Origin of the sequence: Citrobacter sp. CK202, assembly GCF_030333225.1 — a bacterium.
Classification (GTDB): Bacteria; Pseudomonadota; Gammaproteobacteria; order Enterobacterales; family Enterobacteriaceae; genus Citrobacter_B; species Citrobacter_B koseri.
Window position 1 is genome coordinate 77281 of the sequence record NZ_JAOWGI010000029.1, and the last position, 26208, is coordinate 103488.

General features: G+C 53.2%; 26 protein-coding genes and 2 tRNA genes. 22 read left to right on the plus strand and 6 right to left on the minus strand.

What is annotated here, in order from left to right:
* Positions 1–14 precede the first annotated feature (14 nt).
* Positions 15–992 (minus strand): calcium/sodium antiporter, encoded by a 978-nt coding sequence (locus OGX84_RS20110; protein ID WP_012135329.1) that lies wholly within the window; start codon positions 990–992, stop codon positions 15–17.
* Between the two features lie 212 nt (positions 993–1204).
* Between OGX84_RS20110 and mlaF the strand changes: the two genes are divergently transcribed.
* From mlaF to murA, 7 genes are all read left to right on the plus strand, one after another.
* A complete protein-coding gene (mlaF, locus tag OGX84_RS20115) occupies positions 1205–2017 on the plus strand; it encodes a phospholipid ABC transporter ATP-binding protein MlaF (protein ID WP_012135328.1) in 813 nt (270 codons plus the stop codon).
* A gap of 7 nt (positions 2018–2024) precedes the next feature.
* Positions 2025–2807: a lipid asymmetry maintenance ABC transporter permease subunit MlaE gene (mlaE, locus tag OGX84_RS20120; RefSeq protein ID WP_047460983.1), complete on the plus strand. Its 783-nt coding sequence runs from the start codon at positions 2025–2027 to the stop codon at positions 2805–2807.
* A 4-nt stretch (positions 2808–2811) separates the two neighbouring features.
* Complete coding sequence (mlaD, locus tag OGX84_RS20125; RefSeq protein WP_012135326.1) at positions 2812–3363, plus strand: outer membrane lipid asymmetry maintenance protein MlaD; 552 nt, start codon at positions 2812–2814, stop codon at positions 3361–3363.
* Between the two features lie 18 nt (positions 3364–3381).
* On the plus strand, positions 3382–4017 hold the full coding sequence (gene mlaC, locus OGX84_RS20130) for a phospholipid-binding protein MlaC (RefSeq protein WP_012135325.1): 636 nt from the start codon (positions 3382–3384) through the stop codon (positions 4015–4017).
* Positions 4017–4310 (plus strand): lipid asymmetry maintenance protein MlaB, encoded by a 294-nt coding sequence (gene mlaB / locus OGX84_RS20135; protein WP_112001517.1) that lies wholly within the window; start codon positions 4017–4019, stop codon positions 4308–4310. Before mlaC ends, mlaB begins: the two co-directional genes overlap by 1 nt.
* Before the next feature lie 169 nt (positions 4311–4479).
* Positions 4480–4734 carry a BolA family iron metabolism protein IbaG gene (gene ibaG / locus OGX84_RS20140; RefSeq protein WP_024130986.1) on the plus strand — a complete coding sequence of 85 codons (255 nt, stop codon included), beginning with the start codon at positions 4480–4482 and terminating at the stop codon, positions 4732–4734.
* 53 nt (positions 4735–4787) lie between these two features.
* Positions 4788–6047, plus strand: coding sequence for a UDP-N-acetylglucosamine 1-carboxyvinyltransferase (murA, locus tag OGX84_RS20145; RefSeq protein ID WP_012135322.1), 1260 nt, complete (start codon positions 4788–4790; stop codon positions 6045–6047).
* Between the two features lie 70 nt (positions 6048–6117).
* Here the strand turns inward: murA and sfsB are convergent, their stop codons facing one another.
* On the minus strand, positions 6118–6390 hold the full coding sequence (gene sfsB, locus OGX84_RS20150) for a DNA-binding transcriptional regulator SfsB (RefSeq protein WP_012135321.1): 273 nt from the start codon (positions 6388–6390) through the stop codon (positions 6118–6120).
* Positions 6391–6625: 235 nt separating this feature from the next.
* A complete protein-coding gene (ispB, locus tag OGX84_RS20155) occupies positions 6626–7597 on the minus strand; it encodes an octaprenyl diphosphate synthase (protein ID WP_047460989.1) in 972 nt (323 codons plus the stop codon).
* Positions 7598–7855: 258 nt separating this feature from the next.
* On the opposite strand from ispB, the gene rplU reads away from it, so the two are divergent.
* The 4 genes from rplU (at position 7856) to cgtA (ending at position 10694) form a co-directional block, all read left to right on the plus strand.
* On the plus strand, positions 7856–8167 hold the full coding sequence (rplU, locus tag OGX84_RS20160) for a 50S ribosomal protein L21 (protein WP_000271396.1): 312 nt from the start codon (positions 7856–7858) through the stop codon (positions 8165–8167).
* A gap of 19 nt (positions 8168–8186) precedes the next feature.
* The gene (gene rpmA / locus OGX84_RS20165) at positions 8187–8444 is read left to right on the plus strand and encodes a 50S ribosomal protein L27 (protein ID WP_012135319.1); all 258 of its coding nucleotides are present in this window, start codon (positions 8187–8189) and stop codon (positions 8442–8444) included.
* A gap of 96 nt (positions 8445–8540) precedes the next feature.
* Positions 8541–9506, plus strand: a complete 966-nt coding sequence (locus tag OGX84_RS20170) for a DMT family transporter (protein ID WP_012135318.1) — start codon at positions 8541–8543, stop codon at positions 9504–9506.
* Between the two features lie 15 nt (positions 9507–9521).
* Complete coding sequence (gene cgtA, locus OGX84_RS20175) at positions 9522–10694, plus strand: Obg family GTPase CgtA (protein ID WP_012135316.1); 1173 nt, start codon at positions 9522–9524, stop codon at positions 10692–10694.
* A gap of 148 nt (positions 10695–10842) precedes the next feature.
* Here cgtA and dacB read toward each other — a convergent pair whose 3' ends face one another.
* Entirely contained in the window at positions 10843–12276 is a 1434-nt protein-coding gene (gene dacB / locus OGX84_RS20180) for a serine-type D-Ala-D-Ala carboxypeptidase (protein ID WP_012135313.1), read from the minus strand.
* A gap of 247 nt (positions 12277–12523) precedes the next feature.
* Between dacB and greA the strand changes: the two genes are divergently transcribed.
* Positions 12524–13000, plus strand: a complete 477-nt coding sequence (gene greA / locus OGX84_RS20185) for a transcription elongation factor GreA (protein ID WP_012135312.1) — start codon at positions 12524–12526, stop codon at positions 12998–13000.
* A 155-nt stretch (positions 13001–13155) separates the two neighbouring features.
* On the opposite strand, the gene yhbY is transcribed toward greA, so the two are convergent.
* Complete coding sequence (gene yhbY, locus OGX84_RS20190) at positions 13156–13449, minus strand: ribosome assembly RNA-binding protein YhbY (RefSeq protein ID WP_004139797.1); 294 nt, start codon at positions 13447–13449, stop codon at positions 13156–13158.
* Positions 13450–13575: 126 nt separating this feature from the next.
* Between yhbY and rlmE the strand changes: the two genes are divergently transcribed.
* The 6 genes from rlmE to OGX84_RS20220 all read left to right on the plus strand — a co-directional run bounded on the left by rlmE (position 13576) and on the right by OGX84_RS20220 (position 19164).
* The gene (gene rlmE, locus OGX84_RS20195) at positions 13576–14205 is read left to right on the plus strand and encodes a 23S rRNA (uridine(2552)-2'-O)-methyltransferase RlmE (protein WP_000145975.1); all 630 of its coding nucleotides are present in this window, start codon (positions 13576–13578) and stop codon (positions 14203–14205) included.
* A 99-nt stretch (positions 14206–14304) separates the two neighbouring features.
* A complete protein-coding gene (gene ftsH / locus OGX84_RS20200; protein ID WP_012135310.1) occupies positions 14305–16239 on the plus strand; it encodes an ATP-dependent zinc metalloprotease FtsH in 1935 nt (644 codons plus the stop codon).
* A 90-nt stretch (positions 16240–16329) separates the two neighbouring features.
* Positions 16330–17178: a dihydropteroate synthase gene (gene folP / locus OGX84_RS20205; RefSeq protein ID WP_058668151.1), complete on the plus strand. Its 849-nt coding sequence runs from the start codon at positions 16330–16332 to the stop codon at positions 17176–17178.
* Positions 17171–18508, plus strand: coding sequence for a phosphoglucosamine mutase (glmM, locus tag OGX84_RS20210; RefSeq protein ID WP_012135308.1), 1338 nt, complete (start codon positions 17171–17173; stop codon positions 18506–18508). Before folP ends, glmM begins: the two co-directional genes overlap by 8 nt.
* A 227-nt stretch (positions 18509–18735) precedes the next feature.
* A complete protein-coding gene (gene secG / locus OGX84_RS20215; protein WP_012135307.1) occupies positions 18736–19068 on the plus strand; it encodes a preprotein translocase subunit SecG in 333 nt (110 codons plus the stop codon).
* A gap of 9 nt (positions 19069–19077) precedes the next feature.
* Positions 19078–19164 (plus strand) — tRNA-Leu (locus OGX84_RS20220).
* Positions 19165–19367: 203 nt separating this feature from the next.
* Here the strand turns inward: OGX84_RS20220 and argG are convergent.
* Complete coding sequence (argG, locus tag OGX84_RS20225) at positions 19368–20711, minus strand: argininosuccinate synthase (RefSeq protein ID WP_012135306.1); 1344 nt, start codon at positions 20709–20711, stop codon at positions 19368–19370.
* 346 nt (positions 20712–21057) lie between these two features.
* Here argG and OGX84_RS20230 point away from each other — a divergent pair.
* From OGX84_RS20230 to infB, 4 genes are all read left to right on the plus strand, one after another.
* Positions 21058–21134 (plus strand) — tRNA-Met (locus tag OGX84_RS20230).
* A 207-nt stretch (positions 21135–21341) separates the two neighbouring features.
* Entirely contained in the window at positions 21342–21794 is a 453-nt protein-coding gene (rimP, locus tag OGX84_RS20235; protein WP_012135304.1) for a ribosome maturation factor RimP, read from the plus strand.
* A 28-nt stretch (positions 21795–21822) separates the two neighbouring features.
* Positions 21823–23310, plus strand: coding sequence for a transcription termination factor NusA (gene nusA / locus OGX84_RS20240; protein WP_012135303.1), 1488 nt, complete (start codon positions 21823–21825; stop codon positions 23308–23310).
* Between the two features lie 24 nt (positions 23311–23334).
* Complete coding sequence (gene infB, locus OGX84_RS20245) at positions 23335–26019, plus strand: translation initiation factor IF-2 (protein ID WP_012135301.1); 2685 nt, start codon at positions 23335–23337, stop codon at positions 26017–26019.
* Positions 26020–26208: the final 189 nt, after the last annotated feature.

Below are 26208 nucleotides of genomic sequence, written 5' to 3' on the forward strand. Positions count from 1 at the left end.
AGTCCGTTTTCCCGTTATCCAATAAGAAGCGGCGATAGCCAGTACAGCATCGCCAGCCATACGATAAAACCGCCGGTCAGCAGCACGCCTGCGCCCCGACCAATCTGGCGCGGACGCCGCCAGCACAGCAATGCCAAAACAATGCTCACTAACAGCATCACGCTATAGTCACGCCCAAACGCCAGCGGGTTGACGTCGCCTGGCGTAATCAATGCAGGCAGCCCCAGAACGATGGCGATATTGGAAATATTGGCGCCGATAATGTTGCCAATGGCGATATCATTTTCACCTTTGCGGATGCCCGCGATCGCCGTCGCCAGCTCCGGCAGGCTGGTGCCAATCGCAATCACCGTCAGGCCGATAGTCAGTTCGCTCATGGCGAAGTAGTTCGCCAGTACGGTGGCGTTATCAACCACCATCCGCGTCGCCATCGGCATAATAATCAGCGCGATACCCAGCCACAAAAACGCGACGGGTAAGCCGCCTTCGCGCGGCAGCTCCGCCACCTGCTCCCGGGTGAGGCTGTCATTTCCTTGCCGCTCCGCCAGGCGCGCGATCTTAACAATGAACAGCAGCCATAGCACGGCCAGCAGCAGAAGAAAGATTCCGTCGCTACGGCTCAGCTCGCCATCGTGCAGGACGGAACCCGCCAGCACACTGACAAATAACATTAGCGGCAATTCGCGGCGCAAAACATCAGAATGCACGGTAAAAGGGTGAAACAGCGCCGCCAGGCCCAGAATCAGCAAGATATTGATGATGTTGGAGCCGAGCGCGGTGCCCACGGCTAAATCCAGTTGCCCGTGAAGCGACGCGGCAACTGAGACAATTATCTCCGGTAATGATGTTCCGATACTGACGACCGTCATCCCGATAATGAGCGGAGGAATCCCCACTGCCCGGCACAAAATCGATGCGGCAAACACCAGACGATCGGCGCTGTAGACCACCAGAAGTAAACCAATAATTAACAGCGCCGTAGCTAAAAGCATCTAAAGTCCTTTCTTCAGGTATACTCGCCGGTCCACTGGAGGGATCTTCTGGAAGCCGTAACGAAGTCTTAATTTTGACTTTATGCGGCTAAAAAGTAAAACAAATGCCAGCTTTAGCTAACCAGGGCAGGTAATATTCTGTAAATATGTTGGGTTCATGGCTAAATTCAGCGCCATGCTTAGATCAACAAGGCGATACAAAGGATGAATCAATGGGTCAGTCTGTGGCGAATTTAGTCGATATGCGCGACGTCAGCTTTTCGCGTGGCGACCGCTGCATTTTCGATAATATTTCCCTGACCGTGCCACGCGGGAAGATCACGGCGATCATGGGGCCATCGGGGATCGGTAAAACCACGCTGTTACGACTGATTGGCGGACAGATCCCGCCGGATAGCGGGGAAATACTGTTTGATGGCGAAAACGTACCTGCTATGTCTCGCTCGCGGTTGTACACGGTACGAAAACGGATGAGCATGCTGTTTCAGTCGGGGGCGCTGTTCACCGACATGAACGTGTTTGATAACGTAGCCTACCCGCTGCGGGAGCACACGAATTTACCCGCGCCGCTGTTGAAAAGCACGGTGATGATGAAACTGGAAGCCGTTGGTCTGCGCGGCGCGGCAAAGCTCATGCCCTCTGAACTGTCCGGGGGGATGGCGCGGCGTGCGGCATTAGCCCGTGCTATTGCGCTGGAACCCGACCTCATTATGTTCGATGAGCCGTTTGTGGGTCAGGACCCGATTACGATGGGCGTACTGGTGAAGCTGATTTCAGAACTGAACAGCACGCTGGGCGTAACCTGCGTTGTCGTGTCCCACGATGTGCCGGAGGTGCTGAGCATCGCCGATCACGCCTGGATTATGGCGGACAAAAAAATCGTGGCGCACGGTAGCGCGAAGGAACTGCAAGAAAATGCCGACCCGCGCGTCCGCCAGTTCCTGGACGGTATTGCCGACGGGCCGGTTCCGTTCCGCTATCCGGCGGGCGATTATCACTCCGATTTACTCGAAACAGGGAGTTAAGCCACTCATGCTGTTAAATGCGCTGGCATCGCTTGGACACCGGGGGATCAAAACCCTCAGAACGTTCGGGCGTGCCGGGTTAATGTTATTCAATGCGGTGATTGGTAAGCCGGAATTTCGCAAGCATGCGCCGCTGCTGGTGCGTCAGCTCTATAATGTGGGCGTCCTGTCGATGCTCATTATTATCGTCTCTGGCGTTTTTATCGGCATGGTGCTCGGGTTGCAGGGCTATCTGGTTCTGACGACTTACAGCGCGGAAACCAGCCTGGGTATGCTGGTGGCGCTTTCATTGCTGCGTGAACTGGGGCCGGTTGTCGCGGCGTTGCTGTTTGCCGGGCGCGCTGGGTCTGCGCTGACTGCGGAAATTGGTCTTATGCGAGCGACTGAGCAGCTCTCCAGTATGGAAATGATGGCCGTCGATCCGCTGCGCCGGGTGATCTCTCCGCGCCTGTGGGCGGGGGTGATTTCGCTGCCGCTGCTGACGATTATCTTCGTGGCCGTTGGCATCTGGGGTGGATCGCTGGTTGGCGTTAGCTGGAAGGGGATCGATGCCGGTTTCTTCTGGTCGGCGATGCAGGATGCCGTCGACTGGCGTCTGGATCTCGTGAACTGTTTGATTAAGAGCGTGGTGTTCGCCATCACGGTAACGTGGATTGCGCTGTTCAATGGATATGACGCGATTCCGACCTCTGCCGGGATTAGCCGCGCAACCACGCGCACCGTTGTGCACTCGTCTTTGGCCGTTCTGGGTCTGGATTTTGTGTTGACCGCACTGATGTTTGGGAATTGAGTTCATGCAAACGAAAAAAAGTGAAATTTGGGTAGGGATCTTCTTGCTGGTTGCGTTGCTGGCGGCGCTGTTTGTTTGCCTGAAAGCGGCCAATGTCACCTCAATGCGCACGGAGCCGACCTACACGATTTATGCGACCTTCGACAATATTGGCGGCCTGAAAGCGCGCTCTCCGGTGCGCATCGGCGGGGTGGTTGTCGGCCGGGTTGCGGATATCTCGCTGGATCCGAAAACCTACCTGCCGCGCGTCACGCTGGATATTGAAGAACGCTATAACCACATTCCTGACACCAGTTCGCTGAGTATCCGCACCTCTGGCCTGCTGGGGGAGCAATATCTGGCGTTAAACGTTGGGTTTGAAGATCCTGAACTGGGAACGTCTATCCTCAAAGATGGCGACACTATTCAGGACACCAAGTCCGCGATGGTGCTTGAAGACATGATTGGTCAGTTCCTTTACAACAGCAAAGGGGACGACAATAAGAATTCTGGCGATGCGCCAGCGCCAACTGAAGGCAATAATGAAGCGACACCGCCTGCGGGCGCAACAAATTAATCACAGGAGAATCGATGTATGTTTAAGCGATTAATGATGGTAGCGCTGCTGGTCATTGCACCGTTGAGCGCGGCAACCGCGGCGGACCAGACTAACCCGTATAAATTGATGAATGAGGCGGCGCAGAAAACCTTCGATCGTCTGAAAAACGAACAGCCGAAAATCCGTGCCAACCCGGATTACCTGCGCGACGTCGTTGACCAGGAACTGCTGCCGTATGTGCAGGTGAAATACGCGGGCGCGCTGGTACTGGGTCGTTACTACCGGGAGGCGACGCCGGCGCAGCGTGACGCCTATTTCGCGGCGTTCCGTGAATACCTGAAACAGGCTTATGGTCAGGCGCTGGCAATGTACCACGGCCAGACTTACCAGATTGCGCCGGAACAACCGCTGGGCAATGCGACCATCGTGCCGATCCGCGTGACGATCATCGATCCGAATGGCCGTCCTCCGGTTCGACTGGATTTCCAGTGGCGTAAAAACACCCAGACCGGTAACTGGCAGGCTTATGACATGATCGCGGAAGGCGTCAGTATGATCACCACAAAACAGAATGAGTGGAGCGATCTGCTGCGTACCAAAGGCATCGACGGCCTGACCGCGCAGTTGCAGTCAATTTCTCGTCAGAAAATTTCGCTGGAAGAGAAAAAATAATGACGCAGTCACTTAGCTGGACGCGCGAAGGTGACACGCTGGCATTAGCGGGCGAGCTGGACCAGGACGTGCTGAACCCTCTGTGGGATGCGCGCGTTGATGCGATGAAAGGCGTAACCTGCATCGATCTGAGCCAGGTCTCCCGGGTGGATAGCGGTGGTCTGGCGTTACTGGTGCATCTTGTCGATCAGGCGAAGCGACAGGGCAACAGCGTTTCGCTGCAAGGGGTAAACGAGAAGGTTTACACGCTGGCGAAGCTCTATAATTTGCCTGCTGACGTGCTTCCACGTTAATTTTTGTAGGCCGGATAAGGCCTTGTGCCGCCATCCGGCAAAACCCCTAAGTGGGATTTGCCACCAAAGCCTTGCCTGATTTATCAGCTGGGCTTTTTGCTTATTTATGACAGCGCCACTTTGCTCTAAGATGTTGGGCTGTTTTCCCTATTTGACGAATGAAGAGCCCATGGAAAATCATGAAATTCAGAGCGTGCTGATGAGCGCACTCTCCCTCCAGGAAGTCCACGTCTCTGGCGATGGCAGTCACTTTCAGGTTATCGCCGTGGGTGAGATGTTTGACGGCATGAGCCGGGTCAAGAAGCAGCAGTCTGTTTACGGCCCGTTGATGGAGTTTATTGCGGATAACCGTATCCATGCCGTATCGATCAAAGCGTATACCCCAGCGGAATGGGAACGCGATCGCAAACTTAACGGTTTTTGAGCGACGGGCGACACGCCGGTAGCAGATATGAATTCTTAACAGAGAACAGAATAATGGATAAATTTCGTGTACAGGGGCCGACAACGCTCCAGGGCGAAGTCACAATTTCAGGCGCTAAAAATGCCGCATTGCCGATCCTTTTCGCGGCGCTGCTGGCAGAAGAGCCGGTAGAGATCCAGAACGTTCCAAAGCTGAAAGACATCGATACGACGATGAAACTGCTCAGCCAGCTTGGAACGAAAGTGGAACGTAACGGTTCTGTCTGGATCGACGCCAGTCAGGTCAACATCTTCTGCGCGCCTTATGAACTGGTAAAAACCATGCGCGCGTCGATTTGGGCGCTGGGGCCGCTGGTTGCGCGTTTTGGTCAGGGGCAGGTTTCTCTGCCAGGCGGCTGCGCCATCGGCGCGCGTCCGGTCGATCTGCACATCACCGGCCTGGAACAACTGGGCGCTGAGATCAAGCTGGAAGAAGGCTATGTGAAGGCGTCTGTTAATGGTCGTCTGAAAGGCGCGCATATCGTGATGGACAAAGTCAGCGTCGGTGCGACGGTGACCATCATGTCTGCGGCAACGCTGGCCGAAGGGACCACCGTGATTGAAAACGCCGCGCGTGAGCCGGAGATCGTCGATACCGCGAACTTCCTGGTGACGCTGGGAGCGAAGATCAGCGGTCAGGGCACCGATCGTATTACCATTGAGGGCGTTGAGCGTCTGGGCGGCGGCGTATACCGTGTTCTGCCCGATCGCATTGAAACCGGCACCTTCCTGGTCGCGGCGGCGATTTCTGGCGGTAAAATCGTCTGCCGTAACGCGCAGCCGGATACGCTGGATGCCGTACTGGCTAAACTGCGTGACGCCGGAGCGGATATTGAAACCGGTGAAGACTGGATCAGCCTGGACATGCATGGCCAGCGTCCGAAAGCTGTGAATGTGCGCACCGCGCCGCACCCGGCTTTCCCGACCGATATGCAGGCGCAGTTCACGCTGCTGAACCTTGTCGCGGAAGGGACGGGCTTCATCACGGAAACCATTTTCGAAAACCGCTTTATGCATGTGCCTGAACTGATCCGTATGGGCGCGCACGCGGAAATCGAGAGCAACACCGTGATTTGCCACGGCGTTGAAAAACTCTCCGGGGCGCAGGTGATGGCGACCGACTTGCGTGCGTCTGCGAGCCTGGTGCTGGCGGGATGCATTGCAGAAGGCACGACGCTGGTCGATCGTATTTATCACATCGATCGTGGCTATGAGCGCATTGAAGACAAACTGCGCGCGCTGGGCGCGAATATTGAGCGTGTGAAAGGCGAGTAATTTTTTCCGCATGCACTGGTAGCCCCTGTTCGGGGGCTACCGTTCAGAGCGTTATCCGTTCCTTACTTCTCTATTTCCCTTTTCGAGCCCGCATCAGACGCGTTCTGTCAATGAACTCATGGGTTTCTGGGTCATGATAGCGCGACGGCCAGATCACCCAGGGTTCTGTACCCAGCGCCTTCGCAATGATGAGCTCTCCTTTCGGCCACGGTCGGGTCAGGGCGTTTGCCAGCGTCGAGGAACTTAATCCATTCTTGCGTGATTCCGCCGCCATAGATGTCCCTTTTTTACGTAATCCGGCAATGATGTCTGCGGGATGCCAGTCAATGAGTTTATTTTCCATTATTCCCTCACTCCTTCGGTCAGTCAGTCGCTTGCGGCCTGGATAATCAGCCTGTGAGAAATACTATACGCCAGGTGATAGTATTGCTCTAATATGTTCCTGTAAAGAGTATGCATATTCATAAAATGTGACAGCATACGTGCGATGGGAAAAGGGCTGGGAAAGAAATGAGTAACTGGAATTTACTGGAACTTAAAGATTCATCCCGCGCAGAGCACGGGATGAGAAGGGCGGGTTAACGATCGCGTTGTACGGCGATGTGCGCCAGACCGATCAGGGCTTCGCGCCACGGCGTATCAGGCAGAATCTGTAGGGCGGCGATGGCTTTATCGGCCTCGTCTTCTGCACGCTGACGCGTCCATTCCAGTGAACCGCAGGCGGTCATGGCTTCCAGAACGGGTTCCAGAAGGTGGCGACCATTGCCTTGTTCAATGGCGGTACGGATCATTTGCGCCTGTTCTGGCGTACCGTTACGCATAGCGTGCAGCAGCGGCAGCGTTGGTTTTCCTTCGTTGAGGTCATCGCCGACATTTTTACCTAACTGCTCGCCATCAGCGCTGTAATCGAGTAAATCGTCAATCAGCTGAAAGGCCGTACCGAGATAACGACCATAATCCTGCAACCCTTTTTCCTGCTCAGGAGTGCAGCCTGCAAGAATACCGGAACACTGCGCCGCAGCTTCAAACAGGCGCGCCGTTTTGCTGTAAATCACGCGCATGTAATTTTCTTCGGTGATGTCCGGGTCGTTGACGTTCATCAGTTGCAGCACTTCGCCTTCGGCGATGACGTTCACCGCTTCTGACATTACCTCCAGCACTTTCAGCGAGCCAAGGCTGGTCATCATCTGGAACGCGCGGGTGTAGATAAAATCACCGACCAGGACGCTGGCGGCGTTGCCAAATGCCGCATTCGCCGTTGCCTTCCCACGACGCATATCGGATTCATCCACAACATCGTCGTGTAGCAGGGTGGCGGTGTGGATAAACTCGATTAAGGCAGCGATCGTGACGTGCGCATTTTCCTGATAACCAACGGCGCGCGCAGCGAGTACGGCAATCATCGGGCGGATACGTTTTCCGCCGCCGCTAACGATGTAATACCCTAACTGATTGATCAGTTGGACGTCGGAATTGAGCTGTTCAAGGATTGTCGCATTGACACCCGCCATATCTTGCGCGGTTAACTCATTGATTTTTTCTAAATTCATCGCAAAAGCCGGGCTTATCGCCCCGATTAACTCATCATGGGATGAGATAACTAAGGGTTTAGGGTTAGGAATATATGCTGATTGTACTGAAAAAACGGCGCAGATAAACGTTACCGTACACGTTGTGTTTTTTTTCTTCATGTATTGACGGTAGCACTTGTCAAAGGCTCGCGTTTTGCGTAATATTCGCGCCCTATTGTGAATATTTATAGCGCACTCTGAATCATTGAAAAGGCGTGCGCGGAAGCGGAGTTTTTTATGTACGCGGTTTTCCAAAGTGGTGGTAAACAACACCGAGTAAGCGAAGGTCAGACCGTTCGCCTGGAAAAGCTGGACATCGCAACTGGCGAAACTATTGAGTTCGCTGAAGTTCTGATGATCGCAAACGGTGAAGAAGTCAAAATCGGCGTTCCTTTCGTTGATGGCGGCGTAATCAAAGCTGAAGTTGTTGCTCACGGTCGTGGCGAGAAAGTTAAAATCGTTAAGTTTCGTCGTCGTAAACACTATCGTAAGCAGCAAGGCCACCGTCAGTGGTTCACTGATGTGAAAATTACTGGCATCAGCGCCTAAGACCTGAGGAGAGATTTAAATGGCACATAAAAAGGCTGGCGGCTCAACTCGTAACGGTCGCGATTCAGAAGCTAAACGCCTGGGCGTTAAGCGTTTCGGTGGCGAAACCGTTCTGGCGGGTAGCATCATCGTTCGTCAACGTGGCACCAAATTCCACGCTGGCACTAACGTAGGTTGCGGTCGTGACCACACTCTGTTTGCTAAAGCAGACGGTAAAGTGAAATTCGAAGTTAAAGGCCCGAACAACCGTAAATATATCAGCATCGTTGCTGAGTAAGTTCTTCGTGGTCCGGTAACGGATTAAAGCCCCGCAACGTGTTGCGGGGCTTTTTACATTGAAAACCCGGAAAATTTTCTTGTAGGGAAAACGGGCATGAAGCAGCAGGCTGGCATTGGCATCCTTTTAGCACTCACCACTGCAATGTGTTGGGGCGCTTTGCCAATTGCAATGAAGCAGGTGCTGGAGGTGATGGAACCTCCAACCATTGTCTTCTATCGCTTTTTAATGGCGAGTATCGGCCTCGGCGCGATCCTGGCAGTTAAAAGAAAGCTCCCGCCATTGCGTATTTTTCGCAAACCGCGCTGGCTGGTGTTGCTGGCGATTGCAACAGGTGGACTTTTCGGGAATTTCATCCTGTTCAGCTCTTCCCTGCAATATTTGAGTCCGACGGCATCGCAGGTTATCGGTCAGCTGTCACCGGTTGGCATGATGGTCGCTAGCGTCTTTATTTTGAAAGAAAAGATGCGCGGCACGCAGGTGATTGGCGCGCTCATGCTGCTTTGTGGGCTGGTGATGTTCTTTAATACCAGTCTGGTCGAGATTTTTACCAAACTGACCGATTACACCTGGGGTGTGATCTTTGGGGTCGGTGCGGCGACGGTCTGGGTGAGTTATGGCGTCGCACAAAAGGTGTTATTGCGTCGTCTGGCCTCACAGCAGATCCTGTTTTTACTGTACACTTTATGTACGATTGCGTTATTGCCGCTGGCGAAGCCGGGGGTTATCTCGCAGTTAAGCGACTGGCAGCTCGCGTGTTTGATTTTCTGTGGGCTGAATACGCTGGTAGGATATGGCGCCCTGGCGGAAGCGATGGCGCGTTGGCAGGCAGCGCAGGTAAGTGCGTTAATCACGCTCACTCCGCTGTTTACGCTGTTATTTTCAGATCTATTATCTATGGCCTGGCCCGATTTCTTCGCCAGACCGATGTTAAACCTTTTAGGTTATCTCGGTGCGTTTGTCGTGGTTGCGGGCGCGATGTATTCCGCCATTGGTCATCGTATTTGGGGCGGTTTACGCAAGCATGAAACGGTGGTTTCGCAACCCCGCTCAGGCGAATGATTTACGGAGAGTAAAATGAAGTTTGTTGATGAAGCATCGATTCTGGTCGTTGCTGGCGATGGCGGTAATGGTTGCGTGAGCTTCCGCCGCGAAAAATACATCCCGAAAGGCGGCCCGGATGGCGGTGATGGCGGCGATGGCGGCGACGTCTGGCTGGAAGCCGACGAAAACCTGAACACGCTGATCGATTACCGCTTTGAAAAATCGTTCCGCGCTGAACGTGGTCAGAATGGCGCAAGCCGTGACTGCACCGGTAAACGTGGGAAAGATGTCACGATCAAAGTGCCTGTCGGTACGCGTGTTATCGATCAGGGCACCGGCGAAACCATGGGCGATATGACCAAACACGGTCAGCGTCTGATGGTTGCCAAAGGCGGCTGGCACGGCCTGGGCAATACCCGCTTTAAGTCCTCTGTTAACCGTACTCCGCGTCAGAAAACGATGGGTACGCCGGGCGATAAGCGCGATTTGATGCTGGAGCTGATGCTGCTGGCGGACGTGGGTATGCTGGGTATGCCAAACGCCGGTAAATCAACCTTTATCCGCGCGGTATCTGCGGCAAAACCGAAAGTGGCGGACTATCCGTTTACCACTCTGGTGCCGAGCCTTGGCGTTGTGCGTATGGACAACGAAAAGAGCTTTGTGGTTGCCGATATTCCGGGGCTGATTGAAGGTGCGGCGGAAGGCGCGGGTCTGGGGATTCGCTTCCTGAAGCACCTGGAACGTTGCCGCGTACTGCTGCACCTTATTGATATCGATCCGATCGACGGTTCCGATCCGGTGGAAAACGCCCGTATCATTATTGGCGAACTGGAAAAATACAGTCAGGATCTGGCTGCTAAGCCGCGCTGGTTAGTGTTCAACAAAATTGATTTGCTGGACCAGGCCGAAGCGGAAGAAAAAGCGAAAGCTATCGCGCAGGCGCTGGGCTGGGAAGATAAGTACTACATGATTTCCGCTGCCAGCCAGACTGGCGTGAAAGATCTTTGCTGGGATGTGATGACCTTTATCATTGAGAACCCCATCGTTCAGGCTGATGAAGCGAAGCAGCCGGAGAAAGTGGAGTTCATGTGGGACGATTATCACCGTCAGCAGCTCGCTGAAGTCGAAGATGAAGCGGAAGATGACTGGGATGACGACTGGGACGAAGACGACGAAGAAGGCGTCGAGTTCATCTACAAGCGTTAATATGGTTCAAATGCCCGGTGGTGCTTACGCTTACCGGGCTTACGGATAGTAGGCCGGATAAGGCGCAAAGCGCCGCCATCCGGCAATTAAATGACCCATCTAGTGTGTAGGCCGGATAAGCGTAAGCGCCATCCGGCACTATCCTCACCTAGTTGTTCTGATAAAGATCTTTGTACAACCGGCTTTCAAAACGTACTAACGGAATACGACGATTGCGCTGGTCAGCTGGCGTAACGGCATACCCGGAAAGATACTGAACAAACGCCATCCGTTGCCCACTTGCCGTTGTAATAAATCCCGCCAGATTATAGACCCCTTGCAGCGAGCCTGTTTTCGCCGAAACTTTACCATCGACCCCAGCCTGATGCAGACCCGCACGGTATTGCAGAGAGCCGTCATATCCCGCCAGCGGCAGCATGGAGATAAAGTTCAGCTCGTTGTCGTGTTGGGCGATGTATTGCAGCACCTGCATCATGGTGGCTGGGGCAATCAGGTTGTGGCGAGAGAGGCCCGAACCGTCAGCAATGATGGTATTGCCAATATCAACGCCAGCCTGTTGACGCAGGATCTGGCGTACGGCATCAGATCCCGCCCGCCATGTGCCGGGAACGTTGAAGCGTGCGTGGCCGATCATGCGAAAGACGGTATCGGCAATCATGTTGTCCGATTTTTTCAGCATAATCTTAAGCAAATCATGCAGCGGCGCAGACTGCTTGCTGGCAACCACCGTTCCGGGTTCGTTGGCCTGCGTCTGGCGTAACAGCGTACCGCTGTAGGTAATACCTGCTTGTTTTAACTCGTCTTTCAGGATTGCTCCGGCATAGCTGGCGCCGTCCTGAATGGCGAAGGCCAGCGGTAACGGTTCGGCGCGCTGCGGCAGACAGCCTGTCAGCGTGAAGCGGTTTAAATCCCCAGGAACGACATCCAGCTCACAGTATTGCGCTTCCGCAGAGCCGCGTGGGAGGGTGCGAACCTGACTGAACATAGTCACCGGGTAATAGGACGCCACGCGAATATACGCTAAGTCATTCGGTTTTTGCGCGCTGTAGAGGGAGATGGAAAAGCAGTTGCGATCGACAATGGCGGCTGCGGGTGGTGCGCTAAAACATTGCGTCATGTCATTCCAGGGCCAGCCTGGCGCTTTATCATGGCTGGCGAAAATGGAGGTGTCGATGAGCACATTTCCCGCAATTTGCGTCACGCCGGATTTTTTCAGCGTTGCGACCATATTGCGAATATCCTGGCGTTTTAGCGTCGGATCGGCACCAAATCGCGCCACTAAGTCCCCTTTTAAGACGCCATTGTCCACGTTGCCTTTTGTCTCCAGCGTGGTGGTAAAACGAAAATCGGGGCCGAGCTGAATCAATGCCGCGAGGGCCGTGATCACTTTTTGCGTACTGGCGGGCAGCGCCATCTGCTGGCTATGGTAATCAATCGCGGGCGTGGACGCGCCGACCTTCTGAGCCATGAAAGCAAGGTTGGCCCCATCAGGGAGCTGATTGATGTATTCATCAACATTCGCGGCCTGGACGCTGAACGCTATACTGGTGGTCAATCCGATGATAAATCTGGAAAATCGCATAATCTCGCGCTAACAACCTGGAAACAAGCCGTCATACTACGGCGCAATGCCCTGGAAAGTAAACGATGACCCATAGGGAACTCCAGGGTAAAATACGTATCAAATTGAGAATTGTAGCTGACCTGGGGCTTTGTACCCGGGTCGGTATTTTTTTGCTTCTGGCTTTGGTAGAACGCATACCGGAGCAGGCTTAGCAGCCGAGGTGGGGTCAATCACCCCCTACAGGAATGTTCAAGAGGTATAACAAATGCAAGCTATTCCGATGACTTTACGTGGTGCCGAAAAACTGCGCGAAGAGCTGGATTTTCTGAAATCTGTGCGCCGTCCTGAAATCATCGCCGCTATCGCGGAAGCGCGTGAGCATGGCGACCTGAAAGAGAACGCCGAGTATCACGCTGCGCGTGAACAGCAGGGTTTCTGCGAAGGACGTATCAAGGATATCGAGGCGAAGCTGTCGAATGCGCAGGTGATCGACGTGACGAAGATGCCGAACAACGGACGTGTTGTTTTCGGCGCAACGGTAACTGTTCTGAATCTCGATAACGATGAAGAGCAGACCTGGCGTATTGTTGGCGATGACGAAGCGGATTTTAAACAGAACCTGATTTCCGTGAATTCACCTATCGCGCGCGGCCTGGTTGGCAAAGAGCAGGATGACGTCGTGACCATCAAAACGCCTGGCGGCGAAGTGGAATACGAAGTGATTAAGGTGGAATACCTGTAAGAATTACCCAATACTCAAGATGTTGATGTATTGTAAAGAAAGGAAAAAGGCCGCTATGCGGCCTTTTATCAACGAAGAGAGCGTGGCATTTTGCTCTCCTGCTTGCGGAAAACCCCTCGTTTTACACAGATTTTGTGTTCGACTTTAGGATATTCTTAGCGTGGCAGCGAGATTTTACGTTCTTTAGTTGGGCGATAAAGTACCAGCGTTTTACCGATGACCTGTACGTTACAGGCGCCGGTTTCGCGTACGATAGCTTCCACGATCAAGGTTTTGGTTTCGCGATCTTCCGAGGCGATCTTCACCTTGATAAGTTCATGGTGCTCTAACGCTTGTTCAATCTCGGCCAGTACCCCTTCGGTCAAACCATTGTTGCCAAGCATAACTACCGGCTTGAGCGGATGTGCCAGACCTTTCAGGTGCTGTTTTTGTTTAGTACTCAGATTCATCGTATATTTTTGCTTACGTTGGGATTGAAAACGGGTCATTCTACCGCCATCTCCCATATATCACCAAATGAGCGCGTAAAAATTTACGCTACGGGTAACGATGAATTGCCCCGATGGGAAAGTTAAATGACAGGTAAAAAGCGTTCTGCCAGCTCGAGTCGCTGGCTTCAGGAACACTTTAGCGATAAATATGTTCAACAGGCGCAGAAAAAGGGGTTACGTTCCCGTGCCTGGTTTAAACTTGATGAAATACAGCAAAGTGACAAACTTTTTAAGCCGGGGATGACGGTTGTCGACCTCGGTGCTGCGCCGGGAGGCTGGTCACAGTATGTGGTCACGCAGATTGGCGGCAAAGGCCGTATCATCGCTTGCGATCTTTTACCTATGGATCCTATCGTTGGTGTGGACTTTCTTCAGGGCGACTTTCGTGATGAACTTGTTATGAAAGCGCTGCTGGAACGCGTGGGTGACAGTAAAGTACAAGTTGTCATGTCAGATATGGCACCAAACATGAGCGGAACACCGGCGGTGGATATCCCCCGCGCCATGTATCTGGTGGAACTGGCGTTAGAAATGTGTCGTGATGTGCTGGCGCCAGGTGGAAGTTTTGTAGTGAAGGTGTTCCAGGGCGAAGGTTTCGATGAGTACCTAAGGGAAATTCGCTCCCTGTTTACGAAGGTTAAAGTTCGTAAGCCGGACTCTTCGCGTGCGCGTTCACGCGAAGTGTATATTGTAGCGACCGGGCGAAAACCATAACCGGGGGATTTCAGACGAAAGTTTGAAAGAAGCTGGATATAGAGTATCCTGACGCTGTTTTTAACACAGTTGTAATAAGAGGTTAATCCCTTGAGTGACATGGCGAAAAACCTAATACTCTGGCTGGTCATTGCCGTTGTGCTGATGTCAGTATTCCAGAGCTTTGGGCCCAGCGAGTCTAATGGCCGTAAGGTGGATTACTCTACCTTCCTGCAAGAGGTCAACCAGGACCAGGTTCGTGAAGCGCGTATCAACGGACGTGAGATCAACGTTACCAAGAAAGATAGTAACCGTTACACGACCTACATTCCGGTTAACGATCCGAAGCTGCTTGATAACCTGCTGACCAAAAACGTCAAGGTTGTTGGCGAACCACCTGAAGAGCCGAGCCTGCTGGCTTCAATCTTTATTTCCTGGTTCCCGATGCTGTTGCTGATCGGCGTCTGGATCTTCTTCATGCGTCAGATGCAGGGCGGCGGTGGCAAAGGCGCCATGTCGTTCGGTAAGAGTAAAGCGCGCATGCTGACGGAAGATCAGATCAAAACCACTTTTGCCGATGTCGCAGGTTGTGACGAAGCGAAAGAAGAAGTGGCTGAGCTGGTCGAGTATCTGCGTGAACCAAGCCGCTTCCAGAAGCTGGGCGGTAAAATCCCGAAAGGCGTCCTGATGGTCGGCCCTCCGGGTACGGGTAAAACCCTGCTGGCGAAAGCTATCGCAGGCGAAGCGAAAGTCCCGTTCTTTACGATTTCCGGTTCTGACTTTGTCGAAATGTTCGTCGGTGTTGGCGCATCTCGTGTGCGTGACATGTTCGAGCAGGCTAAGAAAGCGGCGCCGTGCATTATCTTCATCGATGAAATCGACGCCGTAGGCCGCCAGCGTGGCGCGGGTCTGGGCGGCGGTCATGATGAACGTGAACAGACATTGAACCAGATGCTGGTTGAAATGGACGGCTTCGAAGGTAACGAAGGTATCATCGTTATCGCGGCGACTAACCGTCCAGACGTACTTGACCCTGCGCTGCTGCGTCCTGGCCGTTTCGACCGTCAGGTCGTGGTAGGTCTGCCAGACGTGCGTGGTCGTGAGCAGATCCTGAAAGTGCATATGCGTCGCGTACCGCTGGCGCCGGATATCGATGCGGCAATCATCGCACGCGGCACACCGGGCTTCTCTGGCGCCGATCTGGCGAACCTTGTGAACGAAGCGGCGCTGTTTGCTGCCCGTGGCAACAAGCGTGTGGTATCCATGGTTGAGTTCGAGAAAGCGAAAGACAAAATCATGATGGGTGCGGAACGCCGCTCCATGGTGATGACGGAAGCGCAGAAAGAATCTACCGCTTACCACGAAGCAGGCCATGCGATTATTGGTCGCCTTGTTCCAGAGCACGATCCGGTGCATAAAGTGACGATTATTCCGCGCGGTCGTGCGCTGGGTGTGACCTTCTTCCTGCCTGAAGGCGACGCGATTAGCGCCAGCCGTCAGAAACTAGAAAGCCAGATCTCCACGCTGTACGGCGGTCGTCTGGCGGAAGAGATCATCTATGGCGTAGAGCATGTTTCTACCGGTGCGTCGAACGACATTAAAGTCGCGACTAACCTGGCGCGTAACATGGTCACCCAGTGGGGCTTTTCCGATAAGCTCGGTCCGCTGCTGTATGCAGAGGAAGAGGGTGAAGTGTTCCTGGGACGTAGCGTTGCGAAAGCCAAACACATGTCTGATGAAACCGCGCGTATCATCGACCAGGAAGTGAAAGCGCTGATTGAACGTAACTACAATCGTGCTCGTCAGATCCTGAATGACAATATGGACATCCTGCATGCAATGAAAGATGCGCTCATGAAGTATGAGACCATCGATGCGCCGCAGATTGATGACCTGATGGCGCGCCGCGAAGTTCGCCCGCCGGCTGGCTGGGAAGATCCGAACGGCACCAACAACTCTGACAACAATGGCACGCCTCGTGCGCCGCGCCCGGTTGATGAACCGCGTACGCCGAACCCAGGCAACACCATGTCAGAGCAGTTAGGCGACAAATAAGTTATCTGTTATTGATGACTCTGCTTCACCGAAACCCTGGGGCTTGCTCCGGGGTTTTTTATATTTGAAATAACATCAGAAGGATTAGCTATGAAACTCTTCGCCCAGGGCTCCACGCTGGATCTCTCTCACCCACACGTAATGGGCATCCTGAACGTCACGCCAGATTCTTTCTCCGATGGCGGGACGCACAATACGCTGGTGGAGGCGGTGAAGCACGCTAATCTGATGATTAACGCCGGAGCGACGATTATTGATGTCGGCGGCGAATCAACGCGACCGGGTGCGGCGGATGTCAGCGTTGAAGAAGAACTGGAACGCGTGATCCCGGTAGTTGAGTCCATCGCCCAGCGTTTTGAGGTATGGATTTCAGTGGATACCTCAAAACCGGAGGTGATTCGGGAATCGGCAAGAGTGGGCGCTCACATCATCAACGACATTCGCTCTCTCTCTGAACCGGGCGCGCTTGAGGCGGCGGCTGAGACTGGTTTACCGGTCTGCCTGATGCATATGCAAGGGCAGCCTAAAACAATGCAGGAAGCGCCAAAGTACGAAGACGTTTTTGCGGAGGTCAATCGCTATTTTATTGACCAAATAGCACGCTGTGAAAGGGCTGGCATCGCAAAAGAGAAATTGTTGCTCGACCCGGGATTCGGTTTCGGTAAAAATCTCTCCCATAACTATACGTTACTGGCACGTCTGGCAGAGTTTCATCATTTTAACCTGCCGCTGCTGGTGGGAATGTCACGTAAATCGATGATTGGTCAGTTGCTCAACGTCGGGCCCTCCGATCGTTTGAGTGGGAGCCTGGCGTGTGCGGTTATCGCCGCAATGCAGGGGGCGCATATCATTCGTGTCCATGACGTTAAAGAAACCGTAGAAGCGATGCGTGTGGTAGAAGCCACCCTGTCTGCAAAGGAAAATAAACGCTATGAGTAATCGTAAATATTTTGGCACCGATGGGATCCGTGGTCGTGTAGGCGATGCGCCCATTACTCCTGACTTTGTGCTTAAGCTGGGCTGGGCCGCAGGGAAAGTGCTGGCGCGTCATGGTTCACGTAAAATCATTATCGGTAAAGACACGCGTATTTCTGGCTATATGCTGGAGTCTGCGCTGGAAGCCGGTCTGGCGGCGGCGGGATTGTCTGCCTCTTTTACCGGCCCGATGCCGACGCCTGCGGTGGCTTACCTGACCCGAACCTTCCGTGCAGAGGCCGGGATCGTTATCTCCGCTTCGCATAACCCGTTTTATGACAACGGGATTAAATTCTTCTCCATTGACGGCACCAAACTGCCTGATGAAGTTGAAGAGGCTATTGAAGCAGAGATGGAAAAAGAGATCACCTGCGTGGATTCCTCAGAGCTGGGTAAAGCCAGCCGTATTGTGGATGCTGCGGGGCGCTACATTGAGTTCTGCAAAGGTACGTTCCCGAACGAACTGAGCCTGAATGAGCTGAAGATTGTTGTGGATTGCGCCAACGGCGCGACCTATCACATTGCACCGAACGTCCTGCGTGAACTGGGTGCGAATGTCATTGCGATTGGCTGTGAGCCGAACGGCGTCAATATTAATGAAGAAGTCGGCGCTACGGATGTGCGTGCGCTACAGGCGCGCGTGATCGCGGAGAAAGCCGATTTAGGGATCGCGCTGGACGGCGACGGCGATCGCGTGATCATGGTTGACCATGAAGGGAATAAAGTCGATGGCGATCAGATCATGTATATCATCGCCCGCGAAGGTTTGCGTCAGGGTCAACTGCGCGGTGGCGCAGTCGGTACGCTGATGAGCAACATGGGCCTGGAGCTGGCGTTGAAACAGCTGGGCATTCCGTTCGCGCGTGCTAAAGTCGGCGACCGCTACGTGCTGGAAAAACTGCAAGAAAAAGGCTGGCGTATTGGGGCGGAAAACTCCGGCCACGTTATTCTGCTGGATAAAACCACCACCGGTGACGGTATTGTCGCGGGGCTACAGGTTCTGGCGGCGATGGTGCGTAACCACATGAGTCTGCACGATTTGTGCAGCGGCATGAAAATGTTCCCGCAGATTCTGGTTAACGTACGTTATGCAGCCGGTAGCGGCGATCCGCTGGAGAATGACAACGTTAAGGCTGTGACGGCGGAAGTCGAAGCGGCGCTGGGAAATCGTGGTCGCGTGCTGCTGCGTAAGTCCGGTACTGAACCGTTAATTCGCGTAATGGTAGAAGGCGAGGATGAAGCGCAGGTTACTGAGTTTGCTCATCGTATTGCGGATGCCGTAAAAGCGGTTTAATCCTGGTGATAAGTGACTAAAAAGGCGGCGTTTGCCGCCTTTTTGTTGCAGGAAAAAGACCTTTTTGCTGTTTTTTTCCGCAGTTGATACAATGCACTAAAATTGCCCTTGCGAAGGTCATTCGCTTTGGTTAGTATTCACACCCGCTTCAGTGGGAAACAGTAAATTATCCCGCTTTATTGGTTGAAGCATTGGTATGCGGCAACTCCGCAAGGAACAGGTTGATTATGTACGAAGCTCTTTTGGTAGTTTTCCTTATTGTGGCAATTGGCCTGGTAGGCTTGATCATGCTACAGCAAGGTAAAGGCGCTGATATGGGAGCCTCCTTTGGAGCAGGCGCTTCCGCTACGCTGTTTGGTTCAAGTGGTTCTGGTAACTTCATGACCCGTATGACGGCTGTGCTGGCAACGCTGTTCTTCATCATCAGTCTGGCGCTGGGCAATATCAACAGCAACAAGACCAATAAAGGAAGTGAGTGGGAAAATCTGAGCGCTCCGGCAAAAACCGAGCAGACTCAGCCAGTTGCACCGGCACAGCCGAGCAGCGATATCCCACACTAAGATTTCCGTGCCGAGGTGGTGGAATTGGTAGACACGCTACCTTGAGGTGGTAGTGCCCAATAGGGCTTACGGGTTCAAGTCCCGTCCTCGGTACCAATATTCCGAAAGAAAGACGCTGAAAAGCGTCTTGTTTTTCGTCTGTATCTCGCGGGGGTTATAGACTTTGTTTTTGTCGGTTGGATAAGGCGTTTACGCCGCCATCCGACATGTTACGTAATGTGCCTGATGGCACTTTGTTTATCAGGCCTACACCGCCCAAAAAAGGCCGCTTACGCGGCCTTTAATCGTTGTCCGTTAACTTACTTGCCTTTGTTTTCCAGATTCTCAACCTGCGGCAAACCCGTAGCGGAAGAGGCGGAAAGCAGGCCTGACTGCGCATAACCAAACAGTTTTTCACGCGTATCGGTGATATCCAGGTTGCGCATCGTCAACTGACCGATACGGTCATCCGGCGAGAACACGGAGTCTCCTTTTTCCATCGTCAGACGCTCTGGTTTGTAGGTCAGATTGTCAGAGACGGTATTCAGGATCGAGTAGTCGTTACCACGACGCAGCTCCAGCGTGACTTCACCGGTAATCTGGCTGGCCACCCAACGTTGCAGACCGTCACGCAGCATCAGCGCCTGGGAGTCAAACCAGCGGCCCTGATACAGCAGTCGGCCTAACTGACGGCCATGCGCATGATACTGCTCGATCGTGTCTTCGTTGTGGATGCCGGTCAGCAGACGCTCGTAGGCAATATGCAGCAGCGCCATCCCCGGCGCTTCATAGATACCCCGGCTCTTCGCTTCGATGATACGGTTCTCAATCTGATCGCTCATACCCAGACCGTGACGGCCGCCGATACGGTTGGCTTCCAGCATCAGTTCAACATCATCGCTGAAGGTCTTACCGTTCAACGCGACAGGATGCCCCTGTTCAAAGCGCACGGTAACTTCTTCCGCCGGGATTTTCACGTTTTCATCCCAGAACTTGACGCCCATGATTGGATTGACGATCTTGACGCTGGAGTTCAGGAATTCCAGATCTTTGGCTTCATGGGTCGCGCCGAGCATGTTGGAGTCAGTGGAATAGGCCTTTTCGACGGACATCTTGTAGTCGAAACCGCAGGCAATCATAAACTCGGACATCTCATGACGACCGCCCAGCTCATCAATAAAGTCGGTATCCAGCCACGGTTTGTAAATCTGTAGCTCCGCGTTGGTCAACAGGCCGTAACGGTAGAAACGCTCGATGTCGTTTCCTTTATAGGTACTGCCGTCGCCCCAGATGTTAACACCATCTTCCTTCATCGCGGCGACCAGCATCGTGCCGGTAACGGCGCGGCCCAGCGGCGTGGTGTTGAAATAGGTCAGTCCGCCGGTGGTGTTATGGAAAGCGCCGCACTGGATCGCGGCGATCCCTTCGGCAACCAGCTGTTTACGGCAATCAATCAGGCGAGCGTTCTCTGCGCCGTATTCCATTGCGCGACGAGGAATGGCGTCATAGTCATCCTCATCCGGCTGACCCAGATTCGCAGTATATGCATAAGGGACAGCGCCTTTTTGTCGCATCCACAGCAGTGCAGCACTGGTGTCCAGGCCGCCGGAAAAAGCGATACCAATACGTTGACCTACCGGAAGATGCTTGAGAATCGTCGTCATAAATAAAACCCTGCTTGATAGACTGATGAAGAGATCGGCTTTCTGCTCTCGGTGCATTTTTATGCAAAATAAGTGAGTTTTCATTTAATCATCTTTTACGGATGACAGGAAGAGTTTAGTGATAATTTCGTTAAAAAACGGTATGGGGTGGCTTCTTTCCTGACTGGTACGGTTTCTTAACGGAGGCCGGGTTAGTATTCATTCATGTGCATATTATTAACGCGGTTGACATATCGCATATTGAATCAATATAATACGCGCAGATTTTACGTCCCGTCCTCGGTACCAAATCCCAGCAGTATTTGCATCTTTTACCCAAAGCGAGTAAAATTTGCCACGTTTCAGGCGCGGGGTGGAGCAGCCTGGTAGCTCGTCGGGCTCATAACCCGAAGGTCGTCGGTTCAAATCCGGCCCCCGCAACCACTTTCCCTTAGAGTTCTTTTTCAAATATACTGTGAAGACTTAGGCCTTCGTAGCTGGATTTGAAAAAAATTCTTTCGGAAGGTTCTCCAGACCGCAGTTGCGGTTATAGGGTTCAGTTATCTAAAGCCCCGATTTATCGGGGTTTTTTGTTATCTGACTACAGAATAACTGGGCTTTAGGCCCTTTTTTTATGTCTTGGGGGTGGGCTTGTCCACATTAGAGCAAAAATTAACAGAGATGATTACAGCGCCAGTTGAAGCCTTAGGTTACGAACTGGTCGGCATCGAATTTATTCGCGGTCGCACATCCACACTGCGCATCTATATTGATAGTGAAGATGGCATCAATGTTGATGATTGTGCTGATGTGAGTCACCAGGTGAGTGCGGTGCTGGATGTCGAAGATCCCATCACTGTGGCATACAACCTGGAAGTCTCCTCGCCAGGTCTCGACCGTCCTATGTTCACGGCTGAGCACTACGCGCGTTTCCTGGGTGAAGAAGTGACGCTGGTACTTCGTATGGCGGTACAAAACCGTCGTAAATGGCAGGGCGTTATCAAAGCGGTTGACGGTGAAATGATCACTGTCACAGTCGAAGGTAAAGATGAAGTGTTCGCGCTGAGTAATATCCAGAAGGCGAACCTGGTTCCCCACTTTTAATAGTCTGGATTGAGGTGAAAAGCCCGCGATGAACAAAGAAATTTTGGCCGTTGTTGAAGCCGTTTCCAATGAGAAAGCGCTGCCACGCGAGAAGATTTTTGAAGCGCTGGAAAGTGCGCTGGCTACAGCAACGAAGAAAAAATACGAACAAGAGATCGATGTTCGCGTACAAATCGATCGTAAAAGCGGTGATTTCGATACCTTCCGTCGTTGGTTAATCGTAGAAGAAGTCACGCTGCCGACAAAAGAAATTACGCTGGAAGCGGCGCGTTTTGAAGACGAAAGCCTGAACCTGGGCGACTACGTTGAAGATCAGATTGAATCTGTCACCTTTGACCGTATCACCACCCAGACGGCAAAACAGGTTATCGTACAGAAAGTTCGTGAAGCCGAGCGTGCGATGGTGGTCGATCAGTTCCGCGAGCACGAAGGCGAAATCATCACCGGCGTGGTGAAGAAAGTAAACCGCGACAACATCTCTTTGGATTTGGGCAGCAATGCTGAAGCCGTGATCCTGCGTGAAGATATGCTGCCGCGCGAAAACTTCCGTCCTGGCGACCGTATTCGTGGCGTTCTGTACTCCGTTCGCCCGGAAGCGCGCGGTGCGCAACTGTTTGTGACGCGTTCCAAACCGGAAATGCTGATCGAGCTGTTCCGTATTGAAGTACCGGAAATCGGCGAAGAAGTCATTGAGATTAAAGCGGCGGCCCGCGATCCGGGTTCCCGTGCGAAAATCGCGGTGAAAACCAACGACAAGCGTATCGATCCGGTCGGCGCCTGTGTGGGTATGCGTGGTGCGCGCGTTCAGGCCGTTTCTACTGAACTGGGCGGCGAGCGTATCGATATCGTCCTGTGGGATGATAACCCGGCGCAGTTCGTGATTAACGCGATGGCGCCAGCAGACGTCGCTTCTATCGTGGTGGATGAAGATAAACACACCATGGATATCGCTGTTGAAGCCGGTAACCTGGCTCAGGCGATCGGACGTAATGGTCAGAACGTCCGTCTGGCTGCGCAACTGAGCGGCTGGGAACTTAACGTGATGACGGTTGATGACTTGCAGGCTAAGCATCAGGCTGAAGCACATGCAGCTATCGATACCTTCACCAAATATCTCGATATTGATGAAGAGTTCGCAACCGTACTGGTTGAAGAAGGTTTCGCGACGCTGGAAGAACTGGCCTACGTGCCAATGAAAGAACTGCTGGAAATCGACGGGCTGGATGAACCGACCGTTGAAGCGCTGCGCGAGCGTGCCAAAAACGCACTGACCACTCTGGCACTGGCCCAGGAAGAAAGCCTTGGTGATAACAAACCGTCTGACGATCTGCTGAATCTGGAAGGATTGGGTCGCGACCTGGCATTCAAACTGGCTGCCCGTGGTGTTTGTACGCTGGAAGATCTCGCTGAGCAGGGCATTGATGATCTGGCTGATATCGAAGGGTTGACCGACGAAAAAGCCGGTGAGCTGATTATGGCTGCCCGTAATATTTGCTGGTTCGGCGACGAAGCGTAATAAACTGTAGCAGGAAGGAACAGCATGACAGATGTAACCGTAAAAGCGCTGGCCGCAGAGATACAGACCTCCGTGGATCGCCTGGTACAGCAATTCGCTGATGCCGGTATCCCGAAGTCTGCTGATGACTCTGTGTCCGCACAAGAAAAACAGACTTTACTGGCTCACCTGAATCGTGAAAATGGTTCAGGGCCGGATAAGTTGACGCTGCAACGTAAAACGCGCAGCACGTTGAATATTCCAGGTACCGGTGGAAAAAGTAAATCGGTACAAATCGAAGTCCGCAAGAAACGCACCTTTGTGAAACGCGATCCGCAAGAGACAGAACGTCTCGCTGCGGAAGAGCAGGCGCAGCGTGAAGCGGAAGAGCAAGCCCGTCGTGAGGCAGAAGAAACAGCCAAACGCGAGGCGCAACAAAAAGCTGACCGTGAGGCCGCAGAACAAGCTAAACGTGACGCCGCTGAAAAAGCGAAACGTGAAGCTGCGGAAAAAGACAAAGTGAGCAATCAACAGACTGACGATATGACCAAAACCGCCCAGGCCGAAAAAGCCCGCCGTGAAAATGAAGCAGCAGAGCTGAAGCGTAAAGCGGAAGAAGAAGCGCGTCGCAAACTTGAAGAAGAAGCGCGTCGCGTAGCAGAAGAAGCTCGCCGCATGGCGGAAGAGAACAAATGGACTGATAACGCGGAGCCGACTGAAGACACCAGCGATTACCACGTTACCACGTCTCAACACGCCCGCCAGGCCGAAGACGAAAACGACCGTGAAGTTGAAGGCGGCCGTGGTCGTAGTCGCAATGCGAAAGCAGCGCGTCCGGCGAAAAAAGGCAACAAACACTCTGAATCGAAAGCCGATCGTGAAGAAGCCCGTGCGGCCGTTCGCGGCGGTAAAGGCGGTAAAAACCGTAAAGGTTCTGCTCTGCAACAGAGCTTCCAGAAACCGGTTCAGGCTGTTAACCGTGACGTTGTGATTGGTGAAACCATCACCGTTGGCGAGCTGGCGAACAAGATGGCGGTAAAAGGCTCTCAGGTCATCAAAGCGATGATGAAGCTGGGCGCGATGGCAACCATCAACCAGGTCATCGACCAGGAAACCGCACAGCTGGTTGCTGAAGAGATGGGCCACAAAGTTATCCTGCGTCGTGAAAACGAGCTGGAAGAAGCGGTAATGAGCGACCGTGATACAGGTGCGGCGGCAGAACCGCGTGCTCCGGTTGTGACCATCATGGGCCACGTTGACCACGGTAAAACCTCTCTGCTGGACTACATTCGTTCAACGAAAGTTGCCTCTGGCGAAGCGGGCGGCATTACCCAGCACATCGGTGCTTACCACGTTGAAACCGACAACGGTATGATCACCTTCCTGGATACCCCGGGTCACGCCGCGTTTACCTCTATGCGTGCTCGTGGTGCGCAGGCAACGGATATCGTTGTTCTGGTTGTGGCGGCAGACGACGGCGTGATGCCGCAGACCATCGAAGCTATCCAGCACGCGAAAGCGGCGGGTGTGCCGGTTGTGGTTGCGGTGAACAAGATCGATAAGCCAGAAGCCGATCCGGATCGTGTTAAAAACGAACTGTCCCAGTACGGCATCCTGCCGGAAGAGTGGGGCGGCGAAAGCCAGTTCGTCCACGTATCTGCAAAAGCGGGTACCGGCATCGACGAACTGCTGGATGCAATCCTGTTGCAGGCTGAAGTCCTCGAATTGAAAGCAGTTCGTAAAGGCATGGCGAGCGGCGCGGTAATCGAATCCTTCCTGGATAAAGGTCGTGGTCCGGTTGCAACCGTCCTGGTTCGTGAAGGTACGCTGAACAAAGGCGACATCGTCCTGTGTGGCTTCGAATATGGCCGCGTTCGTGCAATGCGTAACGAACTGGGTCAGGAAGTACTGGAAGCGGGTCCGTCCATTCCGGTTGAGATCCTGGGTCTGTCCGGTGTTCCGGCTGCCGGTGATGAAGTGACCGTGGTTCGTGACGAGAAGAAAGCCCGTGAAGTTGCGCTGTATCGTCAGGGTAAATTCCGTGAAGTTAAACTGGCGCGTCAGCAGAAATCTAAACTTGAGAACATGTTCGCTAACATGACCGAAGGCGAAGTTCATGAAGTGAACATCGTATTGAAAGCGGACGTTCAGGGCTCTGTGGAAGCGATCTCCGACTCTTTACTGAAACTGTCTACCGACGAAGTGAAAGTGAAGATCATCGGTTCCGGCGTAGGTGGTATCACCGAAACCGACGCAACCCTGGCTGCTGCATCCAACGCGATCCTGGTTGGCTTCAACGTGCGTGCCGATGCCTCTGCGCGTAAAGTGATTGAAGCGGAAAGCTTGGATCTGCGCTACTACTCCGTCATCTATAACCTGATCGACGAAGTGAAAGCGGCAATGAGCGGCATGCTGTCTCCAGAACTGAAACAGCAGATCATTGGTCTGGCTGAAGTCCGTGACGTGTTCAAATCACCGAAATTTGGCGCTGTCGCAGGCTGTATGGTTACTGAAGGTACGATTAAACGCCACAACCCGATCCGCGTACTGCGCGACAACGTGGTTATCTACGAAGGCGAGCTGGAATCCCTGCGCCGCTTCAAAGATGACGTTAACGAAGTCCGTAACGGCATGGAATGTGGTATCGGCGTTAAGAACTACAACGACGTTCGCGTTGGCGATATGATCGAAGTGTTCGAGATCATCGAGATCCAACGTACTATCGCGTAATCTTCGTCGTCTTTCGGGCCGCCACTGCGTTGGCTACGTGCGTTCACCCCGGTCACATAGTTATCTATGCTCCCGGGGATTCACACCCTTGCCGCCTTGTTGCAACCCAAAATACTTAGAAGATTGTTTTGCGTAGGCCGGGTAAGCGAAGCGCCACCCGGCATGAAATTTAAAAAGGGGCTTTTGGCC